General features: G+C 62.4%; 31 protein-coding genes. 22 read left to right on the top strand and 9 right to left on the bottom strand.

From position 1 onward, the window contains the following. Positions 1-3 precede the first annotated feature (3 nt). Positions 4-399, bottom strand: coding sequence for a Kazal-type serine protease inhibitor family protein (locus tag NKH78_RS01400; RefSeq protein WP_352737735.1), 396 nt, complete (start codon positions 397-399; stop codon positions 4-6). A gap of 498 nt (positions 400-897) precedes the next feature. Here NKH78_RS01400 and NKH78_RS01405 point away from each other — a divergent pair, with 498 nt between their 5' ends. From NKH78_RS01405 to NKH78_RS01415, 3 genes are all read left to right on the top strand, one after another. Beyond that, positions 898-1,110, top strand: coding sequence for a cold-shock protein (locus NKH78_RS01405; RefSeq protein WP_006202520.1), 213 nt, complete (start codon positions 898-900; stop codon positions 1,108-1,110). A 224-nt stretch (positions 1,111-1,334) separates the two neighbouring features. After that, a complete protein-coding gene (locus NKH78_RS01410) occupies positions 1,335-1,547 on the top strand; it encodes a cold-shock protein (RefSeq protein WP_006202521.1) in 213 nt (70 codons plus the stop codon). A 192-nt stretch (positions 1,548-1,739) separates the two neighbouring features. After that, on the top strand, positions 1,740-2,150 hold the full coding sequence (locus NKH78_RS01415) for a BA14K family protein (protein WP_254819204.1): 411 nt from the start codon (positions 1,740-1,742) through the stop codon (positions 2,148-2,150). Between the two features lie 70 nt (positions 2,151-2,220). Here NKH78_RS01415 and NKH78_RS01420 read toward each other — a convergent pair whose 3' ends face one another. From NKH78_RS01420 to NKH78_RS01430, 3 genes are all read right to left on the bottom strand, one after another. After that, positions 2,221-2,862: an MBL fold metallo-hydrolase gene (locus NKH78_RS01420; protein ID WP_352713127.1), complete on the bottom strand. Its 642-nt coding sequence runs from the start codon at positions 2,860-2,862 to the stop codon at positions 2,221-2,223. 194 nt (positions 2,863-3,056) lie between these two features. Then, positions 3,057-3,368, bottom strand: a complete 312-nt coding sequence (locus tag NKH78_RS01425) for a hypothetical protein (protein WP_254819202.1) — start codon at positions 3,366-3,368, stop codon at positions 3,057-3,059. Between the two features lie 145 nt (positions 3,369-3,513). Then, the gene (locus NKH78_RS01430) at positions 3,514-4,407 is read right to left on the bottom strand and encodes a branched-chain amino acid aminotransferase (protein WP_352508120.1); all 894 of its coding nucleotides are present in this window, start codon (positions 4,405-4,407) and stop codon (positions 3,514-3,516) included. 244 nt (positions 4,408-4,651) lie between these two features. Between NKH78_RS01430 and NKH78_RS01435 the strand changes: the two genes are divergently transcribed. The 4 genes from NKH78_RS01435 to NKH78_RS01450 all read left to right on the top strand — a co-directional run bounded on the left by NKH78_RS01435 (position 4,652) and on the right by NKH78_RS01450 (position 8,579). Further along, positions 4,652-5,179, top strand: coding sequence for a MarR family winged helix-turn-helix transcriptional regulator (locus NKH78_RS01435; protein WP_023719182.1), 528 nt, complete (start codon positions 4,652-4,654; stop codon positions 5,177-5,179). Beyond that, complete coding sequence (locus NKH78_RS01440) at positions 5,166-5,885, top strand: response regulator (RefSeq protein ID WP_023678415.1); 720 nt, start codon at positions 5,166-5,168, stop codon at positions 5,883-5,885. Before NKH78_RS01435 ends, NKH78_RS01440 begins: the two co-directional genes overlap by 14 nt. 50 nt (positions 5,886-5,935) lie before the next feature. Continuing rightward, positions 5,936-7,351: an ATP-binding protein gene (locus NKH78_RS01445; protein WP_352508121.1), complete on the top strand. Its 1,416-nt coding sequence runs from the start codon at positions 5,936-5,938 to the stop codon at positions 7,349-7,351. Positions 7,352-7,556: 205 nt separating this feature from the next. After that, positions 7,557-8,579, top strand: coding sequence for a glycosyltransferase family 4 protein (locus tag NKH78_RS01450; RefSeq protein ID WP_352508123.1), 1,023 nt, complete (start codon positions 7,557-7,559; stop codon positions 8,577-8,579). Positions 8,580-8,591: 12 nt separating this feature from the next. Here the strand turns inward: NKH78_RS01450 and NKH78_RS01455 are convergent, their stop codons facing one another. Together NKH78_RS01455 and NKH78_RS01460 are read right to left on the bottom strand one after the other, a co-directional pair. Beyond that, positions 8,592-8,951, bottom strand: coding sequence for a tRNA-binding protein (locus tag NKH78_RS01455; protein ID WP_352737733.1), 360 nt, complete (start codon positions 8,949-8,951; stop codon positions 8,592-8,594). Between the two features lie 6 nt (positions 8,952-8,957). Next, a complete protein-coding gene (locus NKH78_RS01460; protein ID WP_023678420.1) occupies positions 8,958-9,458 on the bottom strand; it encodes a type III secretion system chaperone family protein in 501 nt (166 codons plus the stop codon). Between NKH78_RS01460 and NKH78_RS01465 the strand changes: the two genes are divergently transcribed. After that, positions 9,457-9,777: a hypothetical protein gene (locus tag NKH78_RS01465; RefSeq protein WP_352737732.1), complete on the top strand. Its 321-nt coding sequence runs from the start codon at positions 9,457-9,459 to the stop codon at positions 9,775-9,777. The two genes, NKH78_RS01460 and NKH78_RS01465, sit on opposite strands and share 2 nt — an antisense overlap. On the opposite strand, the gene NKH78_RS01470 is transcribed toward NKH78_RS01465, so the two are convergent. Continuing rightward, the gene (locus tag NKH78_RS01470) at positions 9,778-10,080 is read right to left on the bottom strand and encodes an accessory factor UbiK family protein (RefSeq protein ID WP_352508124.1); all 303 of its coding nucleotides are present in this window, start codon (positions 10,078-10,080) and stop codon (positions 9,778-9,780) included. It abuts the gene before it with no gap. A gap of 130 nt (positions 10,081-10,210) precedes the next feature. On the opposite strand from NKH78_RS01470, the gene lgt reads away from it, so the two are divergent. The 6 genes from lgt to NKH78_RS01500 all read left to right on the top strand — a co-directional run bounded on the left by lgt (position 10,211) and on the right by NKH78_RS01500 (position 16,090). Further along, on the top strand, positions 10,211-11,062 hold the full coding sequence (gene lgt / locus NKH78_RS01475; RefSeq protein WP_352508125.1) for a prolipoprotein diacylglyceryl transferase: 852 nt from the start codon (positions 10,211-10,213) through the stop codon (positions 11,060-11,062). Further along, entirely contained in the window at positions 11,059-12,147 is a 1,089-nt protein-coding gene (locus tag NKH78_RS01480; RefSeq protein WP_352737731.1) for a class I SAM-dependent methyltransferase, read from the top strand. The genes lgt and NKH78_RS01480 overlap by 4 nt, the downstream gene beginning before the upstream one ends. 139 nt (positions 12,148-12,286) lie before the next feature. Beyond that, a complete protein-coding gene (gene pgeF / locus NKH78_RS01485; protein ID WP_352881661.1) occupies positions 12,287-13,075 on the top strand; it encodes a peptidoglycan editing factor PgeF in 789 nt (262 codons plus the stop codon). Next, entirely contained in the window at positions 13,075-14,226 is a 1,152-nt protein-coding gene (locus tag NKH78_RS01490) for a M24 family metallopeptidase (protein ID WP_352881664.1), read from the top strand. The genes pgeF and NKH78_RS01490 overlap by 1 nt, the downstream gene beginning before the upstream one ends. Positions 14,227-14,280: 54 nt before the next feature. Continuing rightward, entirely contained in the window at positions 14,281-14,901 is a 621-nt protein-coding gene (locus tag NKH78_RS01495) for a hypothetical protein (protein ID WP_352881667.1), read from the top strand. A gap of 253 nt (positions 14,902-15,154) precedes the next feature. Next, positions 15,155-16,090, top strand: coding sequence for a ribose-phosphate pyrophosphokinase (locus NKH78_RS01500; protein ID WP_254819191.1), 936 nt, complete (start codon positions 15,155-15,157; stop codon positions 16,088-16,090). A gap of 114 nt (positions 16,091-16,204) precedes the next feature. Here the strand turns inward: NKH78_RS01500 and NKH78_RS01505 are convergent, their stop codons facing one another. Continuing rightward, on the bottom strand, positions 16,205-17,071 hold the full coding sequence (locus NKH78_RS01505) for an AraC family transcriptional regulator (RefSeq protein WP_352881671.1): 867 nt from the start codon (positions 17,069-17,071) through the stop codon (positions 16,205-16,207). A gap of 129 nt (positions 17,072-17,200) precedes the next feature. Here NKH78_RS01505 and NKH78_RS01510 point away from each other — a divergent pair, with 129 nt between their 5' ends. From NKH78_RS01510 to NKH78_RS01545, 8 genes are all read left to right on the top strand, one after another. Continuing rightward, positions 17,201-18,445, top strand: a complete 1,245-nt coding sequence (locus NKH78_RS01510) for an MFS transporter (protein ID WP_352881674.1) — start codon at positions 17,201-17,203, stop codon at positions 18,443-18,445. A 205-nt stretch (positions 18,446-18,650) separates the two neighbouring features. Next, positions 18,651-19,400 (top strand): SDR family oxidoreductase, encoded by a 750-nt coding sequence (locus NKH78_RS01515; RefSeq protein WP_352881677.1) that lies wholly within the window; start codon positions 18,651-18,653, stop codon positions 19,398-19,400. Positions 19,401-19,785: 385 nt separating this feature from the next. After that, positions 19,786-20,430 carry a 50S ribosomal protein L25/general stress protein Ctc gene (locus tag NKH78_RS01520; protein WP_352646586.1) on the top strand — a complete coding sequence of 215 codons (645 nt, stop codon included), beginning with the start codon at positions 19,786-19,788 and terminating at the stop codon, positions 20,428-20,430. 23 nt (positions 20,431-20,453) lie between these two features. Beyond that, entirely contained in the window at positions 20,454-21,179 is a 726-nt protein-coding gene (gene pth, locus NKH78_RS01525) for an aminoacyl-tRNA hydrolase (protein WP_352687881.1), read from the top strand. 109 nt (positions 21,180-21,288) lie between these two features. Continuing rightward, positions 21,289-22,392, top strand: coding sequence for a redox-regulated ATPase YchF (gene ychF / locus NKH78_RS01530; RefSeq protein ID WP_352822068.1), 1,104 nt, complete (start codon positions 21,289-21,291; stop codon positions 22,390-22,392). A gap of 217 nt (positions 22,393-22,609) precedes the next feature. Further along, the gene (corA, locus tag NKH78_RS01535; RefSeq protein WP_352687885.1) at positions 22,610-23,584 is read left to right on the top strand and encodes a magnesium/cobalt transporter CorA; all 975 of its coding nucleotides are present in this window, start codon (positions 22,610-22,612) and stop codon (positions 23,582-23,584) included. Between the two features lie 131 nt (positions 23,585-23,715). Next, on the top strand, positions 23,716-24,177 hold the full coding sequence (locus tag NKH78_RS01540; protein WP_352477973.1) for a MaoC family dehydratase: 462 nt from the start codon (positions 23,716-23,718) through the stop codon (positions 24,175-24,177). Next, positions 24,174-24,644, top strand: coding sequence for a MaoC family dehydratase (locus tag NKH78_RS01545; protein WP_352687887.1), 471 nt, complete (start codon positions 24,174-24,176; stop codon positions 24,642-24,644). Before NKH78_RS01540 ends, NKH78_RS01545 begins: the two co-directional genes overlap by 4 nt. Before the next feature lie 43 nt (positions 24,645-24,687). On the opposite strand, the gene NKH78_RS01550 is transcribed toward NKH78_RS01545, so the two are convergent. After that, entirely contained in the window at positions 24,688-25,233 is a 546-nt protein-coding gene (locus NKH78_RS01550) for an adenine phosphoribosyltransferase (protein ID WP_352687889.1), read from the bottom strand. Positions 25,234-25,249: the final 16 nt, after the last annotated feature.

Raw genomic sequence — 25,249 nt, forward strand, 5'->3', positions numbered from 1 at the left:
GCGCTAGCACGGCCCATCATCGACGACCCTATAATCAGCCGCGCGGGCCTCGCATTCATTGGGGAACGTGCGCAGTTCGCCATGGCGACGGGCACAGACCGGGCGGTATTCGCGGGTACAGAATGTCTGCTCCCCGCCGCCACCACCGCGACGGCACTCGCCTTCACGGATGATGCGGTATCCGGCGCGTTCGGCAAGGCAGGCGTTGGCGAAGGTCTGGCGGTCGCCGCCGCGCCTGGCGCAGACCGGGTCATATTGCCTGGTGCAGAATTGCGGTCCCGGCCATGGCGGGCGCGGCCCCGGCCCCTCATCGACCACGACGGTGCAGGCCGCGAGAATTGCCGACAGGAACAGGATGGAAAAACCCTGCCGCGAGAAGATTGCCGCAAGAAACCGCATGAATGTTCCCTCCCTCGAAGCTCGTGCCTGCACAAATGGTGCCTGCGTCCGGCCGATCCTCGTCATCCCGCCGCCAAATGCAACCCCTGTTTGCAACGGGCGGCATGGCGAACCAAGGCGATATGCCGGCGCAAAGGCAAAACAGCACCGGCCCCGCTTGCTGGACCATGCCTGGGCTGCGTCTGGCCGATGACCGCGCGGAGAACCGGGACTATCGCTGCGATGCGTCGGGATGCGCCTGTTGGGCCGCCCGCGGCTCTATCTTGCAAGCATCACGTTTCCGTGCGATAAATTTTGTGTTCGGGCATTTGCGACCCGGAGAGCGGAACGTTTTGGACGACCTTTCCCCGATACTGTGAATCTCTGACAGCCCCGTTTTCGGCGGGGGGTTTTACCATGCGCCAGTGCATGACTGCCGAAGCAACCACCGGGACTTGCCCACGGCGCCAGGCGGCGGGCGGAACCACCAAGACTGACACGGGTGAAGGAGTTTCCCCAATGGCCCAGACCGGCACCGTTAAATTCTTCAACGCTACCAAAGGCTTCGGCTTTATCACGCCCGATGGCGGCGCCAAGGATGTGTTCGTCCACATCTCGGCGATCGAGGCTTCCGGGCTGCGCACGCTCGTCGACGGTCAGAAGGTCACCTTCGATGTCGAGCCCGACCGTATGGGCAAGGGTCCGAAAGCGGTCAATCTCCGCGCCGCCTGAACGGCGGCGTGCCGCGCGTCCTTTCGGGTGTGAGGATGCTGCAAGGCTTGGTGTGACGTGAATTTTATAAAGGCGCGGCGGTTTTCGTCGCGCCTTTTGTGTTCTGGGATGCTTGCCGGCACCCGCAAAACTTTCTCTTGCCGATGGCACTAAAATAAAGGACAAATTTCCGTCCGGGCATTTGCCGGCCCGAGACTGGACTTGTGGGATCAAAGGAGCTTCCCATGCCGCAGACCGGCACCGTCAAATTCTTCAATCACGCCAAGGGCTTCGGCTTCATCACGCCGGACGACGGGGCAAAGGATGTCTTCGTCCATATTTCGGCCGTGCAGGCGTCGGGTCTTCCCGGTCTTGAGGATGGGCAGAAAGTGACATTCGACACCGAGCCGGACAAGCGCGGCAAGGGTCCGAAAGCCGTCAACCTGTCGATCGGCTGAACCGGCCCTGAACAGAATGGACGTGGGCCGGTCTGGCCTGCGGTGTTTGCCGCACGCTTGAATCGTCCGGTTGGATGAACCCGCCTGGCCAAATTTCGTTCAGCCCCCGTTCAGCCACGGTCCCATATTAATCTTCGTTAAAGCCGGACCGCATCCCCGAAAACGACCCGGGCCGGCACGAAGGAGACCGACATGAACCGAATTTTCAAGACTGCCATCCTGTCCGCCGCGGTCGTTGCGACCACGCTTGCGACCTTGCCCGCGGCCAGTGCCGATGAATGGCGCCATCACCGCCGGCACCACGGCAACGGCGACGCCGTTGCGGCAGGCGTGCTCGGCCTTGCGGCCGGTGCCCTGATCGGCGGTGCGCTCGCCAGCCCGCAGCCCCGCTATTACGACCCGGCCTATGATGATGAATACTACCGGCCTGCCCCGGTGCGCCGTTATTACGTGCAGCCGCGAGTGGCCTATGCCGAAAGCTATGCGGAGCCCTGGACCCGCGGCTGGTACGAATACTGCTCGGACCGCTACCGGAGCTTCAACGCGCGTACCGGCACGTTCACAGGCTATGACGGCGAACAGCATTTCTGCACCGCCAATTAACGGAGGCAGTTTCCTGCCGGAAAAAAAGCGCGGTCGCACAGGCCGCGCTTTTTTGTTTCCGGCAAGCGGTTCAGATCAGGAACGGATTGCTCCGCCGCTCCTCACCAAAACGGCCGCCGGGACCGTGGCCGCAGATGAAGCCGATGTCGTCGCCCAACGGCAAAAGCTTCTCCTTGATCGAGGCGATCAGCGCGGCGTGGTCGCCGCCCGGCAGGTCGGTGCGGCCGACCGAACCGCGGAACAGCACGTCGCCGACATGCGCGAACTTCGCCGCCCGGTTATAGTAGACGACGTGGCCGGGTGCGTGGCCCGGACAATGGAGCACCTCGAACACGTGTGAGCCGAACGAAACGGTCTCGCCTTCGGCAAGGAACCGGTCGGGGACACAGTTGCGCACGGGATCGGTGATGCCGTAGCGCTTCGCCTGGTTCTCGAGATTGGCGAGCAGCGGCCGGTCGGCGGCATGCGGGCCGATGATCTCGATACCGAGCGCCTCCTTCAGCTCCATGGCCCCGCCGGCATGGTCGATATGGCCATGCGTGATCCAGATCGCGCCGGCTGTGATCGCATTGTCCTCGAGCGCCGCCAGCACCTTGTCGATGTCGCCGCCCGGATCGACGACAACGCCTTGCCTGTCGTCCATGTCGAAGAGAATGGTGCAGTTCTGCTGGAACGGCGTGACCGGCACGATGCCGGCGTTGAGCTGACCCATATTCGTCCTTTCACGCTGTCGGAGCGCTGCGCGCCCCCTCGAACGCGTCAGGAAAGCCCTAACCTTACCCTGATGTAGAGACACACGCGAACGGCGTCCACCGCTCCACAAAAAAACGGCAAACGGAAAAACGCAAAACGGAAAACGAAATGGGCGGCCGAAGCCGCCCATTTAAAACCCTGAAACGTCAAAGCTTATTTCTTCATCGCGTTCATGACCGCACCGATGATGCCGGTCAGGATGGCGCCGCCGCCGGCACCGCCAACGATATTCGAAATGTTCAACGCGCTGCCTGCCCCTGCCGCCGTGGCCGCGGCTGTCGGATCGACCGCGCCACCCAGCAGACTGTTGAGGATGGCCGCACCGCCGACGCCGCCAACAGCGCCGCCCAGGATTTTGGTAAGCTGCCCCATCGCCGCCGTCTTGATAGCCGCGCCAACCGCCTGACCACCGATGATACCCGTAATCACCTGAATAATGATCGGAAGAAGCGTGTTCATATCCATATTTCCAGTCCCTCCATAGCTGCCAGCCTCCCGGGCCGACCCCATCATGAGACGCCGAATTGTGTGAAAGTCAAATGCAGAAGCGCTTAAATAAAAAGGGCGGCCCGAAAACCGCCCTTACTAGTTAAAAAAGCTGTGACTTTCGTTATTCTGCAGCGATTGCGTGCTTGGGCTGAACGGCAGCAGAATAGTCATTCATCAGCGTCTTGGCGATTTCGCCGACCTCGAATCGGTATGGACCGATCTCCGAAACCGGCGTCACCTCGGCTGCCGTCCCGGTGAGGAAGCACTGCTGGAAGCCTTCAAGCTCTTCCGGCATGATGGCGCGCTCGATCACCTCCACACCGCGGTCCTTGGCAAGGCCGATGACCGTGCGGCGGGTGATGCCGTCGAGGAAGCAATCGGGCTTGGGCGTATGGATCTTGCCGTCCTTGACGAAGAAGATGTTGGCGCCTGTCGCTTCCGCCACCTGGCCCCGCCAGTCGAGCATCATAGCGTCGGCATAGCCCTTGGCCTCGGCGGCATGCTTGGACATGGTGCAGATCATATAGAGGCCGGCCGCCTTCGATTTCGACGGTGCGGTGCGCGGGTCGGGGCGGCGCCATTCGGCCATGTCGAGGCGGATGCCCTTGAGCTTCTGCGCCGGGTCGAAATAGCTCGGCCACTGCCAGATGGCGATGGCGCAGTTGATCCGACTGTTCTGTGCGGAAACGCCCATCTGTTCGCTGCCGCGCCACGCGATCGGCCGGACATAGGCGTCCTGGAAACCTTGCTTCTTCAACAGCGTACGGCAGGCGTCGTCGATCTCGGCGACCGAGTAGGGTATCTTGAAGCCAAGCAGGCGCGCCGATTCATGCAGGCGTTCGGTGTGGTCGGTCAGCTTGAAAATTTCGCCCCCATAAGCGCGCTCGCCCTCAAATACCGCGCTGGCGTAGTGCAGCCCGTGGGTCAAGACGTGGATCTTGGCGTCGGCCCATTTGACGAATTGGCCGTTCATCCAGATAAAGCCGTCCAGTTGGTCGAAGGGAACGGATGCCATGGTAACCTCCCGCGGGCGGCAGCCCGCACAGTGTCGTTGCGTGTTTCGCCTCGGCCGCTGCGGGCGGCCATTGTCTCAAAGCGTAGGCGGATATTTAAGGTCTGGCAAACTCCGGAAGTTCCGGAAAAAACGGCTTCGCTTGCCTTTTCGTTCGCAATCCGCCGAAAAGCTTGCCAAAAATTACCATCGCGCGGAAAATACGTCAATAGTGCTGACATAATTTCCTGCTTCACACGGAGAAAAGATGACGAGCCACGCAGCCGCAGAGCCGATCAGGACGGCGATCACCGACGAGGACGGCATCGATTTCGCCATCATCGAGTTGTTCTTCTTCGCCTATCGCGACTTTACCTCCGATCCGGACCAGATCCTGGCCGATTACGGTTTTGGCCGCGCCCATCATCGGGTGTTGCATTTCGTCAATCGCCGGCCCGGCCTGACGGTCGCCGAGCTCCTCGACGTGCTCAAGATCACCAAGCAGAGCCTGGCGCGCGTGCTCAAGCAACTGATTGACACCGACCATATCGTGCAATTGCAGGGCCCCCGCGACCGCCGCCAGCGCGAGCTTTATCCGACGGCCAAGGGCCGTGCGCTGGCGCTGGCGCTGGCGCGGCCACAGTCGCGCCGCATCCATGCTGCATTGGAAGATTCCGGAGCCACCGAACGCGCCGTTATCGAACGGTTCCTTGAAGCGATGGTCAATCCGGAACTAAGGGCGCAGATCGACATTGTGCCCGCAAAGATGTCAGGGAAAAGCCATGGAGACCATTGAGAGGGTTGATCATCCGACAGCACCGGAAGACGACGCGCCGCATCTGCTGGTGGTCGACGACGACACCCGTATCCGCAATCTTCTGAAACAGTATCTGACCGAAAACGGCTTTCGCGTCACCGTCGCCGGAAATTCCGGCGAGGCGCGCCGAAAGCTCGCCGGCCTCGACTTCGATCTGATCGTGCTCGATGTCATGATGCCGGGTGAAAGCGGCGTCGATCTCACCAAGGCGCTGCGGGCGGAGAAAAACGTACCGATCCTGATGCTCACCGCACTGTCCGAAACCGACAGCCGGATCACCGGGCTCGAGGCCGGCGCCGACGACTATCTGCCTAAACCGTTCGACCCGCGTGAGCTGATCCTGCGTATCAACAATATCCTGCGCCGCGGCGGCCCCGCGACGACGCCCAAGGTCGAACAGCTGGTCTTCGGTCCCTATACGTTCCAGATCGCCAGGCGTGAGCTGAAGCGCGGCGGAGAGGCGCTCAAGCTGACCGACCGCGAGCAGGAAATCCTGGCGATCTTCGCTGCCCGTGCCGGCGAGACGATACCGCGGCATGAGCTTGTCGGCGACGAATCCGAGGTCGGCGAGCGCACGATCGACGTCCAGATCAACCGGCTGCGCCGCAAGATCGAACGCGATCCGTCCAATCCGGTCTGGCTGCAGACCGTGCGCGGTATTGGGTATCGGCTCAGCGTGGAATAGAATGCCGCCGACAGCGGCCCTTTGCCGGGTCCCGGTGAGCGAAAAGACGAATGGCGACCACGCAACTCGAACGGCCGGGAGATGGCGGCTTCGGCGCCCGCGCGACGCGGGCGCTGAAGGCCGTGCCGCGCGCCTGGAACCGTTTCTGGCGCCTGGTGTCGCTTTACATGCCGAAGCGGCTCTATGCCCGCTCGCTGATCATCGTCATAGCGCCAATGATCATGCTGCAGTCGGTCGTCGCCTTTGTCTTCATGGAGCGCCATTGGCAGACCGTGACGCAACGCCTGTCACAGGCCACGGTGCGCGACATCGCCGCCATCATCGACCTGATAGAGACCTATCCGCATGACGCCGACTACGCGAACGTCATCCGCATCGCCCAGGATCGCATGCAGCTGAAGGTCGACCTCCTCCCCCCCGACCCGCTGCCGCCACCCGGGCCAAAGCCGTTCTTCTCGATCCTCGACGAGATCCTTTCGTCCGAGATCACCCGCCAGATCAACCGTCCGTTCTGGATCGATACGGTCGGCAATTCCAATATCGTCGAGGTCCGCGTCCAGCTTGAGAACAAGGTGCTGCGGGTCTTCGTGCGCCGCAGCCAGGCCTATGCGTCGAACACCCATATTTTCCTGATCTGGATGGTCGGCACCTCGCTGGTGCTGCTGATGATCGCCATTCCCTTCCTGCGCAACCAGATCCGGCCGATTCTGACGCTGGCCGAGGCGGCCGAGAGCTTTGGCAAAGGCCGGCCGATGCCGCGCGATTTTCGCCCGCGCGGCGCCGAGGAAGTCCGCCGCGCCGGCTTTGCCTTCATCCAGATGCGCGAACGCATCGAACGCCAGCTCGAGCAGCGCACCGCCATGCTGAGCGGCGTCAGCCACGATCTGAGGACCATCCTCACCCGCTTCAAGCTGCAATTGGCACTGGCCGGGACCAAGGCGGCCGACACCCAGGCACTCGACCAGGACATCGACGACATGCAGTCGATGCTGGAAGGTTACCTTGCCTTTGCACGCGGCGAAGCATCGGAAGATGCCGGCCGGTTCGACCTCGAAGCCTTCTTCGACAAGCTTCGCGAGGAAGCCGCGCTCCGCAAGCGCAAGCTGTCGACCGTACTTACCGGCGATCCGCACGTCCACGTGCGCCCCAATGCCTTTGCCCGGCTGCTCTCCAATGTCGTCGGCAATGCATTCCGCTATGCCAAGACGGTGGAGATCAACGCCAATCATGGACGCGGTTCGCTGCTCGTCACCATCGACGACGACGGTCCGGGCATTCCGCCCGAAAAGCGGGAGGATGTATTCAAGCCGTTCGTGCGGCTCGACGAGGCCCGCAACCTCGACGCCAGCGGCACCGGCCTTGGCCTCTCCATCGCACGCGACATTGCCCGCAGTCATGGCGGCGACATCGTCCTCGAACGCAGCCCGCTCGGCGGCTTGCGGGCGGTGATCAAGGTTCCGGCTTGACGGCAGCAAGACCCGGCCTTCATTCGCCCGTCATGAAACCATGGTGAAGAGCGCCAATGAAGCGCGCGATCCTGATTGATTCGGCCCTGCGGCCTCATTTCGACCCCGCGCCTGCCCGGGTGCGCCGGTGCGACGCCAGAGCTGCGGCGTGGTCGCCGCTCAGGCATCGCGGCAAGCCAATCAAGCTTGCCGCCAAGGGACCGCCATGCGCATCCTGATGGTCACCGACGCCTGGCGCCCGCAAGTCAACGGCGTCGTCCACACGCTGGAGCGCCTCTCGGAGACCCTGAAATCCTTCGATGTCGAGACGGATTTCCTGACGCCCAACATCTTTCGCACCCTGCCTCTGCCGACCTATCCCGATATCAGGCTGGCGCTGACGACGCCGCACCGCGTGGCGCGGCTGATCGAGGCGCGCAAGGTGGACCACGTTCATATCGTCACCGAAGGACCGCTCGGCATTATGGCCCGGCGCTACTGCCGCAACGCCGGCCGCCCGTTCACGACCAGCTATCACACACGTTTTCCGGAATATCTGAGCGCACGCCTACCGGTGCCTGAAGCATGGGCCTATCGCTGGCTGCGCGATTTCCATAATTCAGGACAGGGAACGCTGGTCGCCACCCAGTCGCTTGCCGACGATCTTGCGGCGCGCGGCTTCACCAAGCTCCGGCCGTGGACGCGCGGCGTCGACACCGATCATTTTCGGCCGGATAAAAGAAAGGACCTGGGATTTCCCGGACCGATCTTCCTCTGCGTCGGCCGCGTCGCGATCGAAAAGAACCTGCCGGCCTTTCTCGACCTCGACCTGCCGGGCAGCAAGGTGGTCGTAGGCGAAGGGCCGGAACTAGCGAAGCTGAAGGCCAGATATCCCGATGCCCATTTCCTCGGCCATCGTCCGAATGACGAGCTGGCCGAGATCTACGCCTCGGCCGATGCCTTCGTCTTCCCCAGCCGCACCGACACATTCGGCAACGTCATCATCGAGGCGCTGGCCAGTGGCACGCCGGTCGCAGCCTATCCCGTCACCGGACCGATCGACATCGTCGGAGACGGCATCGGCGGCGCGGTATCGGACGACCTGCGGCAAGCAGCGCTCGCCGCCCTTCACGTCGACCGCGCCGAGGCGCGGCAACGCGCGATGCGCTACAGCTGGAAGGCCTGCGCGGAAATGTTCATGGAAACGGTTGAAGAGGCGCTGGGCACCACGCGTAAACTGGCTGCGTGAGCAACAGCGCAGCTAGAACAACCTGCCTCCGTCCGGCACCTTGCGCTCGATCGCGCCAAGCACGACGGCGCCCTCTTCATCGGGAAAGCCTAGCGTCAGCACTTCCGACATGAATGGCCCGATCTGGCGCGGCGGGAAATTGACTACAGCGAACACCTGCCGGCCGATCAGGGTTTCGGGCGTATAGTATTTTGTGATCTGGGCCGAGGATTTCTTCACCCCGATCTCGGGACCAAAATCGATTTTCAACTTAATCGCCGGCTTGCGCGCCTCGGGAAAAGGCTCGGCCTCTACGATCGTGCCGGCGCGGATGTCGATACGGTCGAAATTGGCAAAGCTGATCTCGGGTTTTCGCGTGTTGCTCGAACTCATCGACGGTCAGGCGTTTCCGTAGGTTTCGAACAGCACGCCGGCCAACGCATCCTTGGCCGAAGTCCCCGACCAGACGACGAACTGGAACGCCTGGAAATAGCATTCGCAGGCTTCCAGCGCCGACGACAGCAGCACCTCGACCTGCTGGCTTGACGGCTCGACCCCACCGGCCAGCAGCAGCGACTGGCGGAACATGATGGCGCCTTCCTGCTCCCAGAGATCGAAATGGCCAAACAGCATCTGCTCGTTGATCAGCGAAAGCAGCCGCATCACCTCGAGCGCGCGCGCCTCCGGGACTTTGATGTCGAAGGCGCAGGCCAGGTGCAGCGCCTCGTAGTCCTCCATCCAGGAGAATGAAACGTGGTAGTCGGTCCAGCTCCCGGCAACCGAAATCGAGATCTCGTCGTCGCCGGCCCGTTCGAAGGACCAGTCGTTGTTGTGCGCCACCTGCTCGATAACATCCACCGGATGGATTTCGCGGGAGAATTCGAGTTCGAGAAGTTCCATGAAATGCTTCCTGTCGTTCTGGGAGCGCCACCACACAGGCACACTCGAACAATTCTGCCTAGAACTCGGACGGCCAGGACTTCGTCAACGCAAAGACCCCGGACCGGACCCCACCGCCCGGCGCATGACCCTGCTCCGAATCATGCAACAAATTCAGTCTATTGATCGGGAGTCGCGTGACCAGCCAAATTTTTCGCACTGCGTCATTCGCATGTGGAAAGGCGATGTCACAAAGATTCACGCAGTACCGGTAAGCGATTCACGACAAAGCGCTTTTTACGATCCGGCTTTGTGGAAAAGTTTAACGATTTATTTCTGATTATTTTTTTGCACGCGGCTTTGCCGCAGCCACAGGCGCTGCTTGACCGGTCAATTCGGCAAGCCTGGCCTCGAGCGCCTCGATGCGAGCGGCAAGCCGGATGTTTTCTTCCCTGGCCTTCGCCGCCATGTCGCGAGCAGCGTCGAATTCCTCGCGCTGCACCACGTCCATGGAGTTGAGTATGCGCTCGGCCTGGCCCCTGAAGGCGGTCTCCACCTCGCGCCGCACGCCCTGCGCGGCACCGGCTGCATCGGTCATCAGCTTGGCGAATTCATCGAGAATGCGGTTCGGTCCGGTCGCCATGGCAAATCCTCGCTTGGTTGAATTGACGTAGTGGCGCACCATTCGGAATGCAAGCATATGCTTGCCTTGACCGCGCCAAAAGCCTGCCGCATGGTCCGCGCCCGAACCTGATTGGAACCCGGAGACCCTGTTGAGCGAATATTTGCTGCCGCTGGCCGCCCTGCCCTTTCCCAACATCGACCCGGTCATCGTCCGGATCGGACCACTGGCGGTGCATTGGTACGGCGTCGGCTATATCGTCGGCATTCTGTTCGCCTGGTGGTATGCCAAACGCCTCGTCACCAACCCCAAACTTTGGCCCGACGGCATCCTGCCGATGAAGCCCATCGACCTCGACGACTTCATCGTCTGGGCAGCCATCGGTGTGGTGCTCGGCGGACGCACCGGCTACGTGCTGTTCTACGACCTGCCGCGCTACATTGCCAATCCGCTCGATATCGTCGCCGTCTGGCAGGGCGGCATGTCGTTTCATGGCGGCCTACTCGGCGTCATTCTCGCCATGACGCTGTTTTCCTGGTCCCGCGGCATCCGCACATGGTCGCTGTTCGACGTGGTTGCCGCCGGCGTGCCGGTAGGGCTTGGCCTCGTTCGCCTGGCAAACTTCATCAATTCCGAACTATGGGGCCGGCCGACCGACGTGCCATGGGCATTCGAATTCCCCAATGGCGGCCCATTTGCACGCCATCCGAGCCAGATCTATGAGGCGCTGCTCGAAGGTTTGGTGCTGTTCCTGGTCCTGCGCTTCCTCACCCATTCCAGGCTCAAGCTGAAGACGCCGCGCTTCGTCGGCGGCGCCTTCATCGCCGGCTATGGCGCCTCGCGCATCTTCGTCGAATTCTTCCGCGAGCCCGACCAGCAGCTTGGCTACCTCCTTGGCACGAGCTGGCTGACCATGGGAATGGTGCTGTCACTGCCGATGGTGCTGGCCGGCATCTGGGCGATGGCTACAGCCAAGCCGGTGACAAAACCGCAGCCGGCATGACGCGGCTGAAGACCCGCATCGCCGAGCTGATCGGTGCGGTAGGACCGATCCCCATCAGCGAATACATGGCGCTCTGCCTGTTCGATCCGCAGGACGGCTATTATACGACACGCGAGCCGTTTGGCGCCGCCGGCGACTTCGTCACCGCGCCGGAGATCAGCCAGATGTTTGGCGAGCTGGTCGCCATCTGGCTCTACCAGGCGTGGCTGGCGATCGACCGGCCGACGCCGGTCGCCATCGCCGAAATCGGCCCCGGCCGCGGCACGCTGATGAGAGATATGCTGCGCACGCTTTCGCGGCTCGATCCGACGCTTACCGCCAGCGCATCGTTCGCCTTGATCGAGGCCAGTCCGCGGTTGACCGAGGTCCAGAAACGGACGCTTGCCGGGACGTCGGCCACCATCGCCTGGCATGAGGCCGTCGACACGCTGCCGCAGGGGCCGCTTCTGATTGTTGGTAACGAGCTGTTTGACGCCGTGCCCATCCGCCAGTTCGTCCGCGCTGGAGCCGGCTGGAGCGAACGGATGATCAGTCTCGACGACGCGAACCGGCTGCGCTTTTTCGTCGGCGCCGGCTCGCTTGACCCGATGCTGCTGCCGGAGGGTGCCGAGAATGCGACGCAAGGTGCCATCGTCGAGGTGGCGCCAGCCCGCGCCGCCCTGATGGCGGCCATCGCCGGGCGACTTGCCGGATTTGGCGGAGCCGGCCTGTTTCTCGACTACGGTCATCTCCAGCCCGGGATCGGCGACACCTTGCAGGCCTTGCGCAAGCACGGTCATGAGGACGTGCTGGCCAATCCGGGGCAGGCCGATCTCACAGCCCATGTCGATTTCGCTCCCCTCGCGGCAACCGTTCGGGCACACGGCCTCGATGCCCACCTCTCAACGCAAGGTGAATTCCTGCTCAAGATGGGGCTTCTCGAACGGGCTGGCCGGCTCGGCGCCAACGCCGATGAGGCAGCTCGCGAAAAGATCGCGGCCGACGTCGAGCGCCTCGCCGGCCCGCAGGCCATGGGCGAACTCTTCAAGGTGCTTGCCGTCCTCCCTGCCGGCATTGCCGTTCCGCCGTTTCCAAGCACGGATTGACTTTTCGCTGCCGCCTCTCTCACTCTCCCGTCTCCGACTAGCGCCCGACATCAACTTCGCCAGCCTTCAACCGACCAGCCTTCAACTGCGCCCCTTCAACTCGCTTGACGAAATCGCCCATACGGACAACAAAGCCGCCATGCTGAATCAGACCAAACCGGATCCCGTTCGGTCGCCCTTGCTGGAAACGGCGCAAGGCATCCGCCACGGCTACTTCACGCGAGTCGGCGGCATTTCCAGCGGCATCTACCGGGGCCTCAACATCGGGGCCGGTTCGAACGATGACCAGACGCTGGTGCGCGAAAATCGCCGCCGGGTCGCCGAATGGATGGGCGTGCCCGCAAACCATCTGCTGACCGCTCACCAGGTTCATTCGCCGGACGTCGTCATTGCCAGGGAGCCTTTTGCCGGCGAGCGGCCCAAGGCCGACGCCATTGTCACCGACCGGCCGGGCATTGCCGTCGGTGCCTCGACCGCCGACTGCGGACCGGTCCTCTTCGCCGACGCCGAGGCGCGCATTATCGGCGCCGCCCATGCCGGCTGGAAAGGCGCTTTCACCGGAGTGCTGGAAAACACCATCGCGGCAATGGAAAGCCTCGGCGCCCGGCGCGACTGCATCGTCGCAGTGCTCGGTCCTTCGATCGGCCCACGGAATTACGAAGTCGGACCGGAATTCGTCGCCCGTTTCGTCGACGCCGATACCGGCAATGCTCGCTATTTCGCGCCTTCAGCAAATGCCGGACACGCGATGTTCGATCTCAACCGCTACACGGTCGACCGGCTGACCAAGGCTGGCGTCAACGCCGAAGGACTTGGCCGCTGCACCTATGCCGAGGAAGAGCTTTTCTACTCCTATCGGCGCAGCACGCATCGCAACGAGCCCGACTACGGGCGGCAGGTTTCGGCAATCGTTTTGGAGGCTGACTGATGGCGCTGCATTTCGAACGCTCGGAATTCGACGCGCGGCGCGATCGACTAATGATCGAGATCGCCGAAAAGAAGCTCGACGCCGTCCTGCTGTTTGCCCAGGAAAGCATGTATTGGCTAACCGGCTACGATACCTTCGGCTTCTGCTTTTTCCAGTGCCTGGTGGTCAAGGCCGACGGCTCGATGGTGCTGCTGACGCGTTCGGCCGACTTGCGCCAGGCGCGCCACACCTCGATCATCGACAACATCGTTTTGTGGACGGACCGCAACGGCGCCAATCCGGCGGTAGACCTGCGCAACCTGCTCAACGAACTCGACCTGCTCGGTGCCCGCATCGGCGTCGAATACGACACCCACGGCCTGACCGCCTATAATGGCCGGCGCCTCGACGAGCAGTTGCAGACCTTCGGGCAGATCGCGGATGCCTCCGGCATTGTCAGCCGGCTACGGCTGTTCAAGAGCCCGGCAGAAATCGCCAAGGCGGAAAAAGCCGCAAATCTGGCCGACGACGCGCTGGACGCAGCACTGCCGCTGATCAAGCAGGGCGGCGATGAGGCGCTGATCCTCGCCGCCATGCAAGGTGCCATCTTTGCCGGCGGCGGCGATTATCCGGCCAACGAGTTCATCATCGGCTCCGGCGTCGACGCCCTGCTTTGCCGCTACAAAGCCGGCCGCCGCAAGCTCACCAAGAACGACCAGCTGACGCTCGAATGGGCCGGTGTCTTCCACCACTACCATGCGGCAATGATGCGCACGGTGTTGACCGGCAAGGTATCGAAACGCCACCAGGAATTGTTCGATGCCGCCCGCGCCGCGCTACTTGCAGTCGAGAAGGCGATGACGCCCGGTAATACGTTCGGCGACGTGTTCGACGCCCATGCCCGCACCCTCGAAGCCCACAATTTGACCAAGCACCGGCTTAATGCCTGCGGCTATTCGCTCGGCGCCCGCTTCACCCCGTCCTGGATGGATATGCCGATGTTCTATCAGGGTAATCCCGAACCGATTGCGCCGAACATGACGCTGTTCGCCCATATGATCATCATGGACTCCGAAACCGAAACCGCGATGACGATTGGCCGCACCTATCTGACGACCGAATCCCAGCCGAAGCCGCTGTCCCGCCATGATCTCGACTTGATCGTGCAGTGAATCCATAATGCAAAGAGTGTGAGGGGCGTTCATCGCCAAGGAGTTTTCAGGCTAATGAGACGATCGCATGTGACGACCGTGTCATTGCTCGTGGCGCTGGCGCTGGCGGCCTGCACCAATGCGAAGGACGTTCTCGAACCGTCGGCCATTGCCCCGCAATCGACGCAATCGCTCTCCGGAGCCGGAAGTGCCGCAACGCCCCCCGCAACTCCGGCTCGGCCTGCCGGCACCGCGCAAACTGCAGATACAGCGCAGCCTTCGGCTGCAGTAGCCGTGCCGCCCGCCAAAAGCGCGGCTGCCATTGCGCGGACCCGGCTGCAGGTGGCGCCGATCGTCGGCGCCTCGGTAGAAGCCGCGACACCGCTGACCACCGAGCTTCAGACACGCGCCAGGCAGCGCGGCATCACCTTGGCCGGCAGCACCGACCAGACCCCAACGCATGTGCTCAAGGGCTATTTCTCGACCATGACGGAAGGCAAGGACACCACCGTCATCTACGTCTGGGACATCTATGACCCGGCCGGCAACCGGCTGCATCGCATCAACGGCCAGCAGAAGGCGCCCTCTGTTGGCGGCGGCGAAGGCTGGGCGGCGGTCGCCCCGGCGACCATGCAGGCAATTGCCGACCAGACAATCGACCAGTTCGCCACCTGGCTTGGCGGCGGCGCCGGCTGACCTGGAGCATGATTTCCGAAAATGGAATCCGGTTTTCGGAAGAGATCATGCTCAGACTGAAAGATAGAGCTATCCCCGATTCCGTCGGCATCGCAGTGGACCTATCGCCGCATCGTCAAGCCGTAAGCGTTTATTGAGATTAGCCGGCGGATTCCCATTCACGACGCTTGCAATACCGGCGCGGGCCGCTAAAAGCCCGACTAAGAGGCTGGAGTGCTATCGGAGTCTCTCAATCCTTCGCCAGGAACGGTGCATGAAGCTCTTCGCGGGCAATTCCAACAGGGTGCTGGCCGAATCAGTCGCCCGCTACCTCAACATTCCGCTGGGCAAGGCCAGCGTCAGGCGCTTCGCCGACCAGGAAATCTTCGTCGAGATCCAGGAGAATGTGCGTGGCGAGGACGTCTTCATCCTGCAGTCCACCTCGTTCCCGACCAACGATCATCTGATGGAACTGCTCATCATGATCGACGCCTTCATGCGCTCTTCGGCCAAGCGCATCACTGCGGTTATTCCTTATTTCGGCTATGCCAGGCAGGATCGCCGTGCCTCGGGCCGCACACCGATCTCGGCCAAACTGGTCGCCAACATGATCACGAGGGCGGGCGTCGACCGGGTGCTGACCCTGGATCTCCATGCCGGCCAGATTCAAGGCTTCTTCGACATCCCGACCGACAATCTGTTTTCCGTGCCGGTCATGGCCCGCGACGTAAAGGCGAAATACAAGCAGCTTGCCAATGTCATGGTGGTTTCGCCGGATGTCGGCGGCGTGGTCCGCGCCCGCGCGCTCGCCAAGCGCATCGATGCCCAGCTCGCCATCGTCGACAAGCGCCGCGAGCGCCCCGGCGAATCGGAAGTCATGAACGTCATCGGTGACGTGCGCGGCAAGGATTGCCTCTTGATCGACGACATCATCGATTCGGGCGGAACACTGTGCAATGCAGCCGATGCGCTGCTTGCCGACGGCGCCACCAGCGTCACCGCCTATACTACCCATGGCGTTTTGTCCGGGGGCGCCATCGCCCGCATCGGCGCCTCGAAACTGCAGGAACTGGTCATCACCGATTCCATCCAGCCGACCCAGGCAGTGCTCGACGCCGCCAATATCCGCGTCATCTCCATCGCCGAACTGATGGGCGAAGCGATCTCACGCACGGCGACCGAGGAATCGGTGTCGAGCCTGTTCGATTAATGCATGTCGGCGCAAAACTGTGCAGCGGTTTTGCGATAACGACATGCATGAAAACAAGAATCCAAAGCGCGTCGCATGAGGCCGGTCGAACGCTACGCGCTTCAGGGCTGCGACTCAGGCCGAGCCGGACCGCTTATTCGCCGCACCTTCGCCAGCATCACGGGCGCCCCGCATGTAACCGCGTGGCGAGGCTCCCAGCATGCGCTTGAACATGGTGATGAACGCCGGCACGCTGTCATAGCCGAGATCGAGCGCCACCCTTGTGATCGGCTCGCCGTCGGCCAGCCGTGGCAGCGCCGCGAACAGGCAGGCCTGCTGACGCCAGGTCGACAGCGACAATCCCGTCTGGCGGTGGAACGCGCGGGTGAAAGAGCGGCGACTCATGCCAACGATAGCGGCCCATTGGTCGATCGTCGCATGCGGTGACGGTGCCGAGACGAAGCGCCGGCACAGCGTCGCCAGCCTTGCATCGGACGGGAACGGCAGGCCGAGCGGCCGTTCCGGCAGGTTCGGGATTTCGTGCAGCAGGAGCTTCATGATCAGTCCGCCCCGGCCCTCCAGCTCGGCGCCCTGCGGCAGCTTTTCCGATTCCACGATCAGGCTGTGCATCAGGTCGGTGATGCCCACGACACGCAACCCGTCCGGTAGGCCGGGAATGGCCTCCGACATCACATAGACGGACCGCATGCTGACGTCGCCCAGCATCTCGACGGAATGTTCGGTGCCGGCGGGGATCCACATCGCGTGGTCCGGAGGCACCATCCAGCGCCCATGCCGCGTCGTTACCAGCACGACCCCGACCAGCGCGTGCAGCAACTGGCTGCGGCTGTGATGGTGCCGTGGCACATGGTAGCCGTCCGGATATTCGGTCGGCAGCGCCACTGCCGGCCCTACGGCCTGCTCCAGCCATTGCCAGCGACGCTCATGCAGCAGCCCGAGATCAGCGTCGCCCGCCTTGAACATTTCCTTGCCATGCGGCATCAGCTATGGCCCACTTGCGAAACTATTGGACCAACCACGAAAGAAGTCGCGTGACAAGCGACGTATAAGGCAGGCGGCCCCATAAGACCGCGTGCGGAAGTGCCCGCCAAAAAGACCACGGAGCATGCCTTGACAGATACCACAGCAATCGCCGAGGGCGAGCCGGCAGCGGCCGGCCACATCTCAGCTCAGGCGACGGCCTTCACCGTCATCCTGGCGGTGAGCTTCTGTCATTGCATCAACGACATCATGCAGTCGCTGCTGTCGGCGATCTATCCGCTGCTGAAGGCCAATTACGGTCTCGATTTCTGGCAGATCGGCCTCTTGACTTTCACTTTCCAGGTGACGGCATCCTTGCTGCAGCCGGTGATCGGCACGATCACCGACAAGCGGCCGATGCCTTATTCGCTGCCCTACGGCATGGCCTCCTCGTTGATCGGACTGGTCGTGCTGGCCTACGCCGGACACTATTTCCTGCTCCTCATCGGCGCCTCGCTGATCGGTATCGGCTCGGCGATCTTCCATCCGGAATCCTCGCGCATCGCCCGCTTCGCCTCCGGCGGCCGGTTCGGTCTTGCGCAGTCGCTGTTCCAGGTCGGCGGCAATTTCGGCCAGGCTATGGGGCCGCTGCTGGCAGCCTTCATCGTCGTGCCCTTCGGCCAGACCAGCATCGCCTGGTTCGCCGGCGGCTCGCTGATCGGCATCATCGTGCTGTGGCAGGTCGGCGGCTGGTACAGCCGCCTGCGTGCCGCGCAGGGCGCCCGCAAGGCGGCAAGCTTCGTCTCGCCCTTCCCGCGCCGCAAGGTGATGGGAGCGCTGCTGGTGCTGACGCTGCTGGTACTGACCAAGAACGCCTATATTTCCAGCCTTGCCAGCTACTACACCTTCTATTCCATTCATAAGTTCGGTGTTTCGGTGCAGATGTCGCAAGTCATGCTGTTCCTGTTCCTCGGCGCCTCTGCCCTGGGCATCCTGCTCGGCGGCCCGTTCGGCGACCGCTACGGGCAGAAGGCGATGATCTGGTTCTCGATCGTCGGCGTGCTGCCCTTCACGCTGGCCCTGCCCTACGCCAATTTCGAGTGGACGATGGTTCTCACCGTGCTGATCGGCCTGATCCTGTCCTCGGCCTTCTCGAACATCGTCGTCTTCGCCCAGGAACTGGTGCCCGGCCGCGTCGGCATGATCGCCGGCATCTTCTTCGGCTTCGCCTTCGGCATGGGCGGCATCGCCGCCGCCGTGCTTGGCGTCGTCGCCGACCTGAAAGGCATCGATTTCGTCTTCCAGGTCTGCTCGTATTTGCCGCTGCTCGGGCTACTGACGGTCCTCCTGCCTAACATGAAGGCAGCGAGGAAGCTGGAGGCGGCGGCCAGCTAAACATCAGTTCATCTTTCGGAATTGATAGGAGGGGGTGGCAGTTGCCGCGCCCTTGATGATTCTTTCACCATACGCCGGGTGAAAAGCCTGTTAGAGAGGGTCACCCCTGAAGGCAAAATTGTGGTCAGCAACGCTTCCAAGTTGAACATATCGGGCTTACCCCTGATGCTGCGCAGCGCTCCGCGCCAGGAAAGGCAATTCGCTTATGTCCAGACTAAAAGGCAAGGCCGCATTGATTACCGGCGGCACCAGCGGCATCGGCCTAGTGACGGCACAACGTTTCATCGAGGAAGGTGCGCGCGTCGCTATCACCGGAACCAATGCGAGCCGTCTCGAGGAGGCGTGCACCACCCTCGGCAGTGACGTACTTGTCATTGCCGCTGACGCCGGAGATGCCGCTGCCCAGAACGACATAGCGCGGCGGATCGAGGAAACCTTCGGCAAGCTCGACATTCTCTTCCTCAATGCCGGTATCGCCGACCTGCGCCCGCTTGGCGACTGGACCGAGGCCGCGTTTGACAGGAGCATCGATGTCGACCTCAAGGGGCCCTACTTCCTGGTCAAGGCGCTCGTTCCGCTGTTTTCGAACCCGTCGTCGATCATCCTCAGCGGCTCGGTCAACGCACATATGGGAATGGCTGGAACGCACGTCTATGCGCTGGCCAAGGCCGGCATGATTTCGCTCGCCCGGACGCTCTCGGGCGAACTGATAGAACGGGGTATTCGCGCCAATGTGATCAGCCCGGGTCCGATCGACACGCCGCTAAACGACAAACTTGGGCTGGCCCCCGAAGCGGCGAAGGCGCGCGCGAAAGCTGTGGTCGGCCTGGTGCCTGCCCGTCGTTTCGGAACCGCCGAGGAAATTGCCAGTGCAGTGGTTTTTCTTGCTTCGGACGAATGCCCGTTCATGGTCGGAGCGGAAATGCTGATCGATGGCGGCTTGAGCATCGCCTGACATCGGCACGACGTGACAAAAAAAGACACTCGCCAGAAGGCAGTTTTTTGTCACGTTCTTAAAGGCCTGAAGAAGGCCAGCAGGTCGGCGCTGATGACACCGGCATGGGTGATCGCCATGCCATGGGAAACCCTTGTAGACCTGCCTGCCATGACCTTGCCTGCCATGACTTGCACCCTTTCCCGCCTTCGGCTATAGAGCCGCCACCCGCGTAGACACCCTTGGAGGCAACGCGGCGGAAGGCTGCCTTCCCTTGTGATCCCGAACAAAGGTCCGCTTGCTTATGCGGCTGCCGCTTTCGGATATGCAGGCCCGGCGGCTTTCGACGTTTACGGCCCAGCCACGCTGGCCGCGAACGCTCCAGAACAACGCGAAAGGAAATGCCATGAGCCACGATACTTACGAGCTCAAGGCCGAAGCGCGCGAACAGGTCGGTAAGGGGTCCGCCCGTGCAGTTCGCCGCAACGGTAAAGTGCCTGCAGTGATTTACGGCGACAAGCAGCCTCCCCTGGCGATTGCGCTGACCTATAAGGACATCTACTACAAGATCCATGGCGGCGGGTTTCTGACCACGGTCGCCACGATCGACGTCGACGGCAACAAGATCCAGGTTCTGCCCAAGGATTTTCAGCTCGACCCGGTCAAGGATTTTCCGGTCCATGTCGATTTCCTGCGCATCGGCAAGGACACCGAAGTCAATGTCGACGTGCCCGTGCACTTCATCAATGAAGACAAGTCGCCCGGCATCAAGCGCGGCGGCGTGCTCAACATCGTGCGCCACGAGGTCGAGTTCCACTGCCCGGCGAATGCGATCCCGGATTTCATCACCATCGATCTCACCGGCACCGATATCGGAGATTCGATCCACATTTCGGCCGTCACCTTGCCGGCCGGCGTCAAGCCGGTGATCTTCGACCGCGACTTCACCATCGCGACCATTGCCGGTTCCTCGGCGATGAAGCCGGAGGCGGTAGAAGAGACGACTGAAGCGGCTGCGCCCGAAGCGGCTCCTGCCGCCGAAGAGAAGTAACTCCTTCCCGCCCGGAGGCGACGATGCTTGTCTTTGCAGGCCTCGGCAATCCGGGCGCGAAATACGCCAGCAACCGGCACAATGTCGGCTTCATGGCGGCGGACGCGATCGCCCGCCGCCATTCCTTTTCACCCTGGTCGAAGAAATTCCAGGGTCTGATCGCCGAAGGCACGCTTGCCGCCGAAAAGGTGATCCTGATCAAGCCGCAGACCTTCATGAACCTGTCCGGCCAGTCGGTCGGCGAAGCCTTGCGCTTCTATAAGCTCGGCCCTTCGGCGCTGACTGTCTTTTATGACGAGATCGACCTTGCTGCCGGCAAGGTGCGTGTCAAGGTCGGTGGCGGTTCCGGCGGCCACAACGGTATCCGCTCGCTCGACCAGCACGTCGGCAAGGATTTTCGCCGTGTGCGCATCGGCGTCGGCCACCCCGGCGTCAAGGAAATGGTGCATGGCCATGTGCTCGGCGATTTCGCCAAGGCCGACCGCGAATGGCTGGACGTGCTGCTCGACGCAATCGCCGACGGTGCCGGATTGCTTGCCGAGGGCGACGACAATTCCTTCATGAACCGCGTGACGCTGGCCCTGCGCGACAAGCTCACGCCGACGGGCGACGACGACCGCCCGCCGCCCAAGGCGCCAAAGGCACAAAGCCACGTCCGCCAGGCGCGGCCGCAGCAGCCGGCGGCCAAGCTGCCCGAAACCGGCCCGATGGCGGCCATGCTGAAGAAGCTTTTTGGCGGCAAGGACTGAGCCATGGCGCCGTCAGCGCCGCGGGCATGAGTGCTCAGGGCTTGACGATCATCGGCGCTTTCGCCCATAGCCCTGATCAAATTCGATTTCCCGATAGGACCAGACAAAAATGGGTTTCAAATGCGGCATCGTTGGCTTGCCCAATGTCGGCAAGTCGACGCTCTTCAATGCGTTGACCAGAACGGCGGCGGCACAGGCCGCCAATTATCCGTTCTGCACCATCGAACCGAACACCGGCGAGGTGGCGGTGCCCGACCCGCGCCTGCAGAAGATCGCCGCGATCGGCAAGTCGAAGGAGATCATCCCGACCCGCATCTCGTTCGTCGACATTGCCGGCCTGGTGCGTGGCGCCTCGAAAGGCGAAGGGCTTGGCAACCAATTCCTCGCCAACATCCGTGAGGTCGACGCCATCGTCCATGTGTTGCGCTGCTTCGAGGATGACGACATTACCCATGTCGAGGGCCGCATCGATCCTGTCGCCGATGCCGAGACCGTCGAGACCGAATTGATGCTTGCCGATCTCGACAGCCTCGAGCGCCGCATCGTGCAGATCCGCAAGCGTGCCGCCGGCAAAGACAAGGAAGCAGCGACCGTACTTCCGATGATGGAAGCGGCGCTCGAACTGCTGCAGGCCGGCAAGCCCGCCCGCATCCTGCTCAACGGCATCTCGGGTGAGGATCTGCGCATCCTGCAGGGGCTGAATCTCTTGACCTCACACCCGGTGCTTTACGTCTGCAACGTCGCGGAAGCCGACGCCGCCACCGGCAACGCGCATACCAGGGCGGTAGAGAAGATGGCCGCCGCGCAAGGTGCCCGCACTGTCGTGATTTCAGCGGCGATCGAGGCCGAAGTCGCCCAGCTCTCGGACGAAGAGGAAATGGAATTCCTGGCAACGCTCGGCCTGGACGAACCCGGCCTGAACAAGGTGATCCGCGCCGGCTACGAGCTTTTGCAGCTCATCACCTATTTCACCGTCGGCCCCAAGGAGACGCGCGCCTGGACCGTGCACAAGGGTGCCAAGGCGCCGCAAGCGGCAGGCGTCATCCACACCGATTTCGAGCGCGGCTTCATCCGCGCCCAGACCATCGCCTATGACGACTTCGTCAGGCTGGGCGGCGAAGTGGCGGCCAAGGAGGCCGGCAAGGCGCGCGACGAAGGCAAGGAGTATGTCGTCCAGGACGGCGACATCATGCTGTTCAAGTTCAACACCTGACCCGGCGAGACGCGCCCGGCCTCCACAATGGCTGTTGCTCGATCACAACTTCATAACAGGCATCGCGGCGGCGTCTGCCGCTGCTTGACGGCACGTCACGCCCGGTCTAAGGGGCCTCTGCGCTGGTCTCGAGCCTCACATGGCCATATCAGTGCGATCTGACTGACGCGCCCCTTCCGAACGAAACCCTCTTTAGCAACAGCAAGGGAGACCGGCGATGATCAAGGCCTTCATCGTCGACAATGATCGCCTGCGCCCTGTCGACGATCTCCTGCAAAACAGCGATGCTGTCGTCTGGGTCGACCTTCTCAGCCCGACAAAGGAAGAAGAGACCACGATCGAGACCTGGCTCGGCATTGCCGTTCCGACCCGGGAAGAGATGGAGGAGATCGAGATCTCGAGCCGTCTCTACGTCGAGGACGGCGCCTACTTCATGACCGCCATTCTGCCGGCTCAGACCGAACTGGATGATCCCTTGATGTCTCCGGTCACCTTCGTGCTCGCCGGCAGCAGGCTGATCACCGTGCGTTACCACGAGCCGAAGGCGTTCAAGACCTTTCCGCTGCGCGCCGAGAAGGTGGCGACCGGCTGCACCAGCGGCGACACCATCCTGATTGGCTTGCTGGAGGCGATCGTCGACCGCCTCGCCGACATTCTGGAGCGCGCCGGCCGCGACGTCGAGGCGATCTCGCGCGATATATTCGAGGCACGCTCGACCAAGGTTTCCAAGCGCAACCGTGACTTCCAGGAACTGTTGAAAGGCATTGGCCGCAAGGAGGACCTCGCCTCCTCGGTCCGCGACAGCCTGATCTCGCTGCAGCGCCTTGCCGGCTTCCTCGCCCATGCCTCCACTCAGACCAAGATGAGCAAGGATACCCGCGCCCGCATCAAAACGTTGTCGCGCGACGTGCTGTCGCTTGCCGACCACGCCACCTTCCTGTCGCAGAAGATCAGCTTCCTGCTCGACGCGACGCTGGGCATGATCTCGATCGAGCAGAACGCCATCATCAAGATCTTCTCCGTCGCCGCTGTCATCTTCCTGCCGCCGACGCTTGTCGCTTCAATCTACGGCATGAATTTCGACATCATCCCTGAGCTCAAATGGCACTTTGGCTATCCCTTCGCCATCGGCATGATGGTGCTTTCGGCAATCCTGCCCTTCTGGTATTTCCGCCGTCGCGGCTGGCTATAGGGTTGTCAATGCGCGCTACGGCTTGGGCACAGCAGGCTGGCGCACCAGAAATTGCTTGACCAAATGCCGCCCTGCCTGCATCCGGGACCCGACGCGTAGCGATTGTACAATCCTGAACAGGATTCCAGACCATGACCACAAAGACCTGGGCTTATGAGGATTTTGTCGAGGGCGCTTCGCTCGACCTCGGCACCAAGCTGGTAAGCGCCGCTGAAATCATAGAATTCGCCGACGAGTTCGATGCCCAGCCGATGCATCTCGACGAGGCCGCGGGCAAGGCCAGCATCCTCGGCGGGCTGGCGGCTTCGGGCTGGCACACCTGCGCCATGTTCATGCGCATGCTGTGCGATGCCTTCCTGCTCGACTCGACCTCCCAAGGCGCGCCAGGCGTCGACCAGGTCAAATGGAAACGGCCGGTCCTGGCCGGTGACCTGTTGAGCGGCAGCACCACCGTCCTTGCCAAGCGACTGTCCAGATCGAAGCCCCGCCTTGGCCTGGTGACCATGCGCAGCGAGTTGTTCAACCAGCGCGGCGAAGGTGTTTTCGAGCTCGAAAACACCGTCATGTTCCTCACCCGCGAGGGCAGTGCGTGAGCCTCGACGAATTCTTCTGCATCGGTATCACCGTCACGCTCGGTTCACATCGATTCGAACCGGAGGCGATCAAGGCGTTCGCCCGCAAATACGACCCGCAGATATTCCATGTCGACGAAGAGGCGGCGAGGAACAGCATATTCGGCGGGCTCTGCGCCTCGGGCTGGCACACCGCCGCCACCTGGATGAAATTGAACCTCCAGGCTGGCATGGAGGCAGAGGTCGCCCGCTGGCCCGGCCCCGGGCCGGTGCCGGAATTCGGTCCCTCGCCCGGCTTCAAGAACCTCAAATGGCCCAAACCTGTCTATGCCGGGGAAACCGTGACTTTCACCCGCACCGCGCTGGCCCATCGCCCCATCGCCTCGCGACCGGGCTGGCGGCTGCTGACGCTCCGCTCAGAGGCCTTCGATTCGACCGGCGACAAGGTCATCGAATTCGAAAGTGCCGTGCTGGTGAAGGTGGAGTGAGCGGAGTTCTTCCCCTCTCCCCCAGGGAAGAAGGAAGAACCGCTCAATGCCCCTCAAACCCGATCAGCGTCCTCACCGGTACGTCGAGCGCCTCTAACCTCTCTCGGCCGCCAAGGTCCGGCAGGTCGATGACGAAGCAGGCGGCGAGGATATCGGCGCCGATCTGCCGCAATAGCTTGACGGCCGCCTCGGCCGTGCCGCCGGTGGCGATCAAATCATCGACGAGGATTACCTTCTCGCCTGGAGAAACACCGTCCTTGTGCATCTCCATCTCGTCCAGCCCGTATTCCAGGCTGTAGGCGACCCGCACCGTCTCGTAAGGCAGCTTGCCTTTTTTACGGATCGGCACGAAGCCGGCCGAGAGCTGGTGGGCGATGGCGCCGCCGAGGATGAAGCCGCGCGCCTCGATGCCGGCGATCTTGTCGATCTTCAGGCCGGCATAGGGATGCACCAGTTCGTCGATGGCGCGGCGGAAGGCCCGCGCATTGCCGAGCAGCGTGGTGATGTCGCGAAACAGGATGCCCGGCTTGGGATAATCCGGAATGGTGCGGATCGCGGCAAGCAGCGTCTCTTCGAGCGAGGATTTCATCGAGCGGCTCTCCGGG

It is taken from the genome of Mesorhizobium sp. M0910, assembly GCF_040319465.1.
In the GTDB taxonomy this organism is placed as follows: domain Bacteria; phylum Pseudomonadota; class Alphaproteobacteria; order Rhizobiales; family Rhizobiaceae; genus Mesorhizobium.

What these genes read in the sequence shown, in the direction of transcription:
- NKH78_RS01515 (WP_352881677.1), top strand. Translation starts at nt 18,651, where the DNA reads ATGTCCAGACTAAAAGGCAAGGCCGCATTGATTACCGGCGGCACCAGC.
- NKH78_RS01455 (WP_352737733.1), bottom strand. Translation starts at nt 8,951, where the DNA reads ATGAGTTCGAGCAACACGCGAAAACCCGAGATCAGCTTTGCCAATTTC.
- corA (WP_352687885.1), top strand. Translation starts at nt 22,610, where the DNA reads ATGATCAAGGCCTTCATCGTCGACAATGATCGCCTGCGCCCTGTCGAC.
- NKH78_RS01405 (WP_006202520.1), top strand. Translation starts at nt 898, where the DNA reads ATGGCCCAGACCGGCACCGTTAAATTCTTCAACGCTACCAAAGGCTTC.
- NKH78_RS01500 (WP_254819191.1), top strand. Translation starts at nt 15,155, where the DNA reads ATGAAGCTCTTCGCGGGCAATTCCAACAGGGTGCTGGCCGAATCAGTC.
- NKH78_RS01470 (WP_352508124.1), bottom strand. Translation starts at nt 10,080, where the DNA reads ATGGCGACCGGACCGAACCGCATTCTCGATGAATTCGCCAAGCTGATG.
- NKH78_RS01410 (WP_006202521.1), top strand. Translation starts at nt 1,335, where the DNA reads ATGCCGCAGACCGGCACCGTCAAATTCTTCAATCACGCCAAGGGCTTC.
- NKH78_RS01550 (WP_352687889.1), bottom strand. Translation starts at nt 25,233, where the DNA reads ATGAAATCCTCGCTCGAAGAGACGCTGCTTGCCGCGATCCGCACCATT.
- NKH78_RS01445 (WP_352508121.1), top strand. Translation starts at nt 5,936, where the DNA reads ATGGCGACCACGCAACTCGAACGGCCGGGAGATGGCGGCTTCGGCGCC.
- NKH78_RS01460 (WP_023678420.1), bottom strand. Translation starts at nt 9,458, where the DNA reads ATGGAACTTCTCGAACTCGAATTCTCCCGCGAAATCCATCCGGTGGAT.
- NKH78_RS01440 (WP_023678415.1), top strand. Translation starts at nt 5,166, where the DNA reads ATGGAGACCATTGAGAGGGTTGATCATCCGACAGCACCGGAAGACGAC.
- NKH78_RS01450 (WP_352508123.1), top strand. Translation starts at nt 7,557, where the DNA reads ATGCGCATCCTGATGGTCACCGACGCCTGGCGCCCGCAAGTCAACGGC.
- NKH78_RS01400 (WP_352737735.1), bottom strand. Translation starts at nt 399, where the DNA reads ATGCGGTTTCTTGCGGCAATCTTCTCGCGGCAGGGTTTTTCCATCCTG.
- NKH78_RS01540 (WP_352477973.1), top strand. Translation starts at nt 23,716, where the DNA reads ATGACCACAAAGACCTGGGCTTATGAGGATTTTGTCGAGGGCGCTTCG.
- NKH78_RS01415 (WP_254819204.1), top strand. Translation starts at nt 1,740, where the DNA reads ATGAACCGAATTTTCAAGACTGCCATCCTGTCCGCCGCGGTCGTTGCG.
- NKH78_RS01480 (WP_352737731.1), top strand. Translation starts at nt 11,059, where the DNA reads ATGACGCGGCTGAAGACCCGCATCGCCGAGCTGATCGGTGCGGTAGGA.
- NKH78_RS01495 (WP_352881667.1), top strand. Translation starts at nt 14,281, where the DNA reads ATGAGACGATCGCATGTGACGACCGTGTCATTGCTCGTGGCGCTGGCG.
- pgeF (WP_352881661.1), top strand. Translation starts at nt 12,287, where the DNA reads ATGCTGAATCAGACCAAACCGGATCCCGTTCGGTCGCCCTTGCTGGAA.
- pth (WP_352687881.1), top strand. Translation starts at nt 20,454, where the DNA reads ATGCTTGTCTTTGCAGGCCTCGGCAATCCGGGCGCGAAATACGCCAGC.
- ychF (WP_352822068.1), top strand. Translation starts at nt 21,289, where the DNA reads ATGGGTTTCAAATGCGGCATCGTTGGCTTGCCCAATGTCGGCAAGTCG.
- NKH78_RS01435 (WP_023719182.1), top strand. Translation starts at nt 4,652, where the DNA reads ATGACGAGCCACGCAGCCGCAGAGCCGATCAGGACGGCGATCACCGAC.
- NKH78_RS01490 (WP_352881664.1), top strand. Translation starts at nt 13,075, where the DNA reads ATGGCGCTGCATTTCGAACGCTCGGAATTCGACGCGCGGCGCGATCGA.
- NKH78_RS01520 (WP_352646586.1), top strand. Translation starts at nt 19,786, where the DNA reads ATGAGCCACGATACTTACGAGCTCAAGGCCGAAGCGCGCGAACAGGTC.
- NKH78_RS01505 (WP_352881671.1), bottom strand. Translation starts at nt 17,071, where the DNA reads ATGCCGCATGGCAAGGAAATGTTCAAGGCGGGCGACGCTGATCTCGGG.
- NKH78_RS01425 (WP_254819202.1), bottom strand. Translation starts at nt 3,368, where the DNA reads ATGGATATGAACACGCTTCTTCCGATCATTATTCAGGTGATTACGGGT.
- NKH78_RS01420 (WP_352713127.1), bottom strand. Translation starts at nt 2,862, where the DNA reads ATGGGTCAGCTCAACGCCGGCATCGTGCCGGTCACGCCGTTCCAGCAG.
- NKH78_RS01465 (WP_352737732.1), top strand. Translation starts at nt 9,457, where the DNA reads ATGAAATGCTTCCTGTCGTTCTGGGAGCGCCACCACACAGGCACACTC.
- NKH78_RS01430 (WP_352508120.1), bottom strand. Translation starts at nt 4,407, where the DNA reads ATGGCATCCGTTCCCTTCGACCAACTGGACGGCTTTATCTGGATGAAC.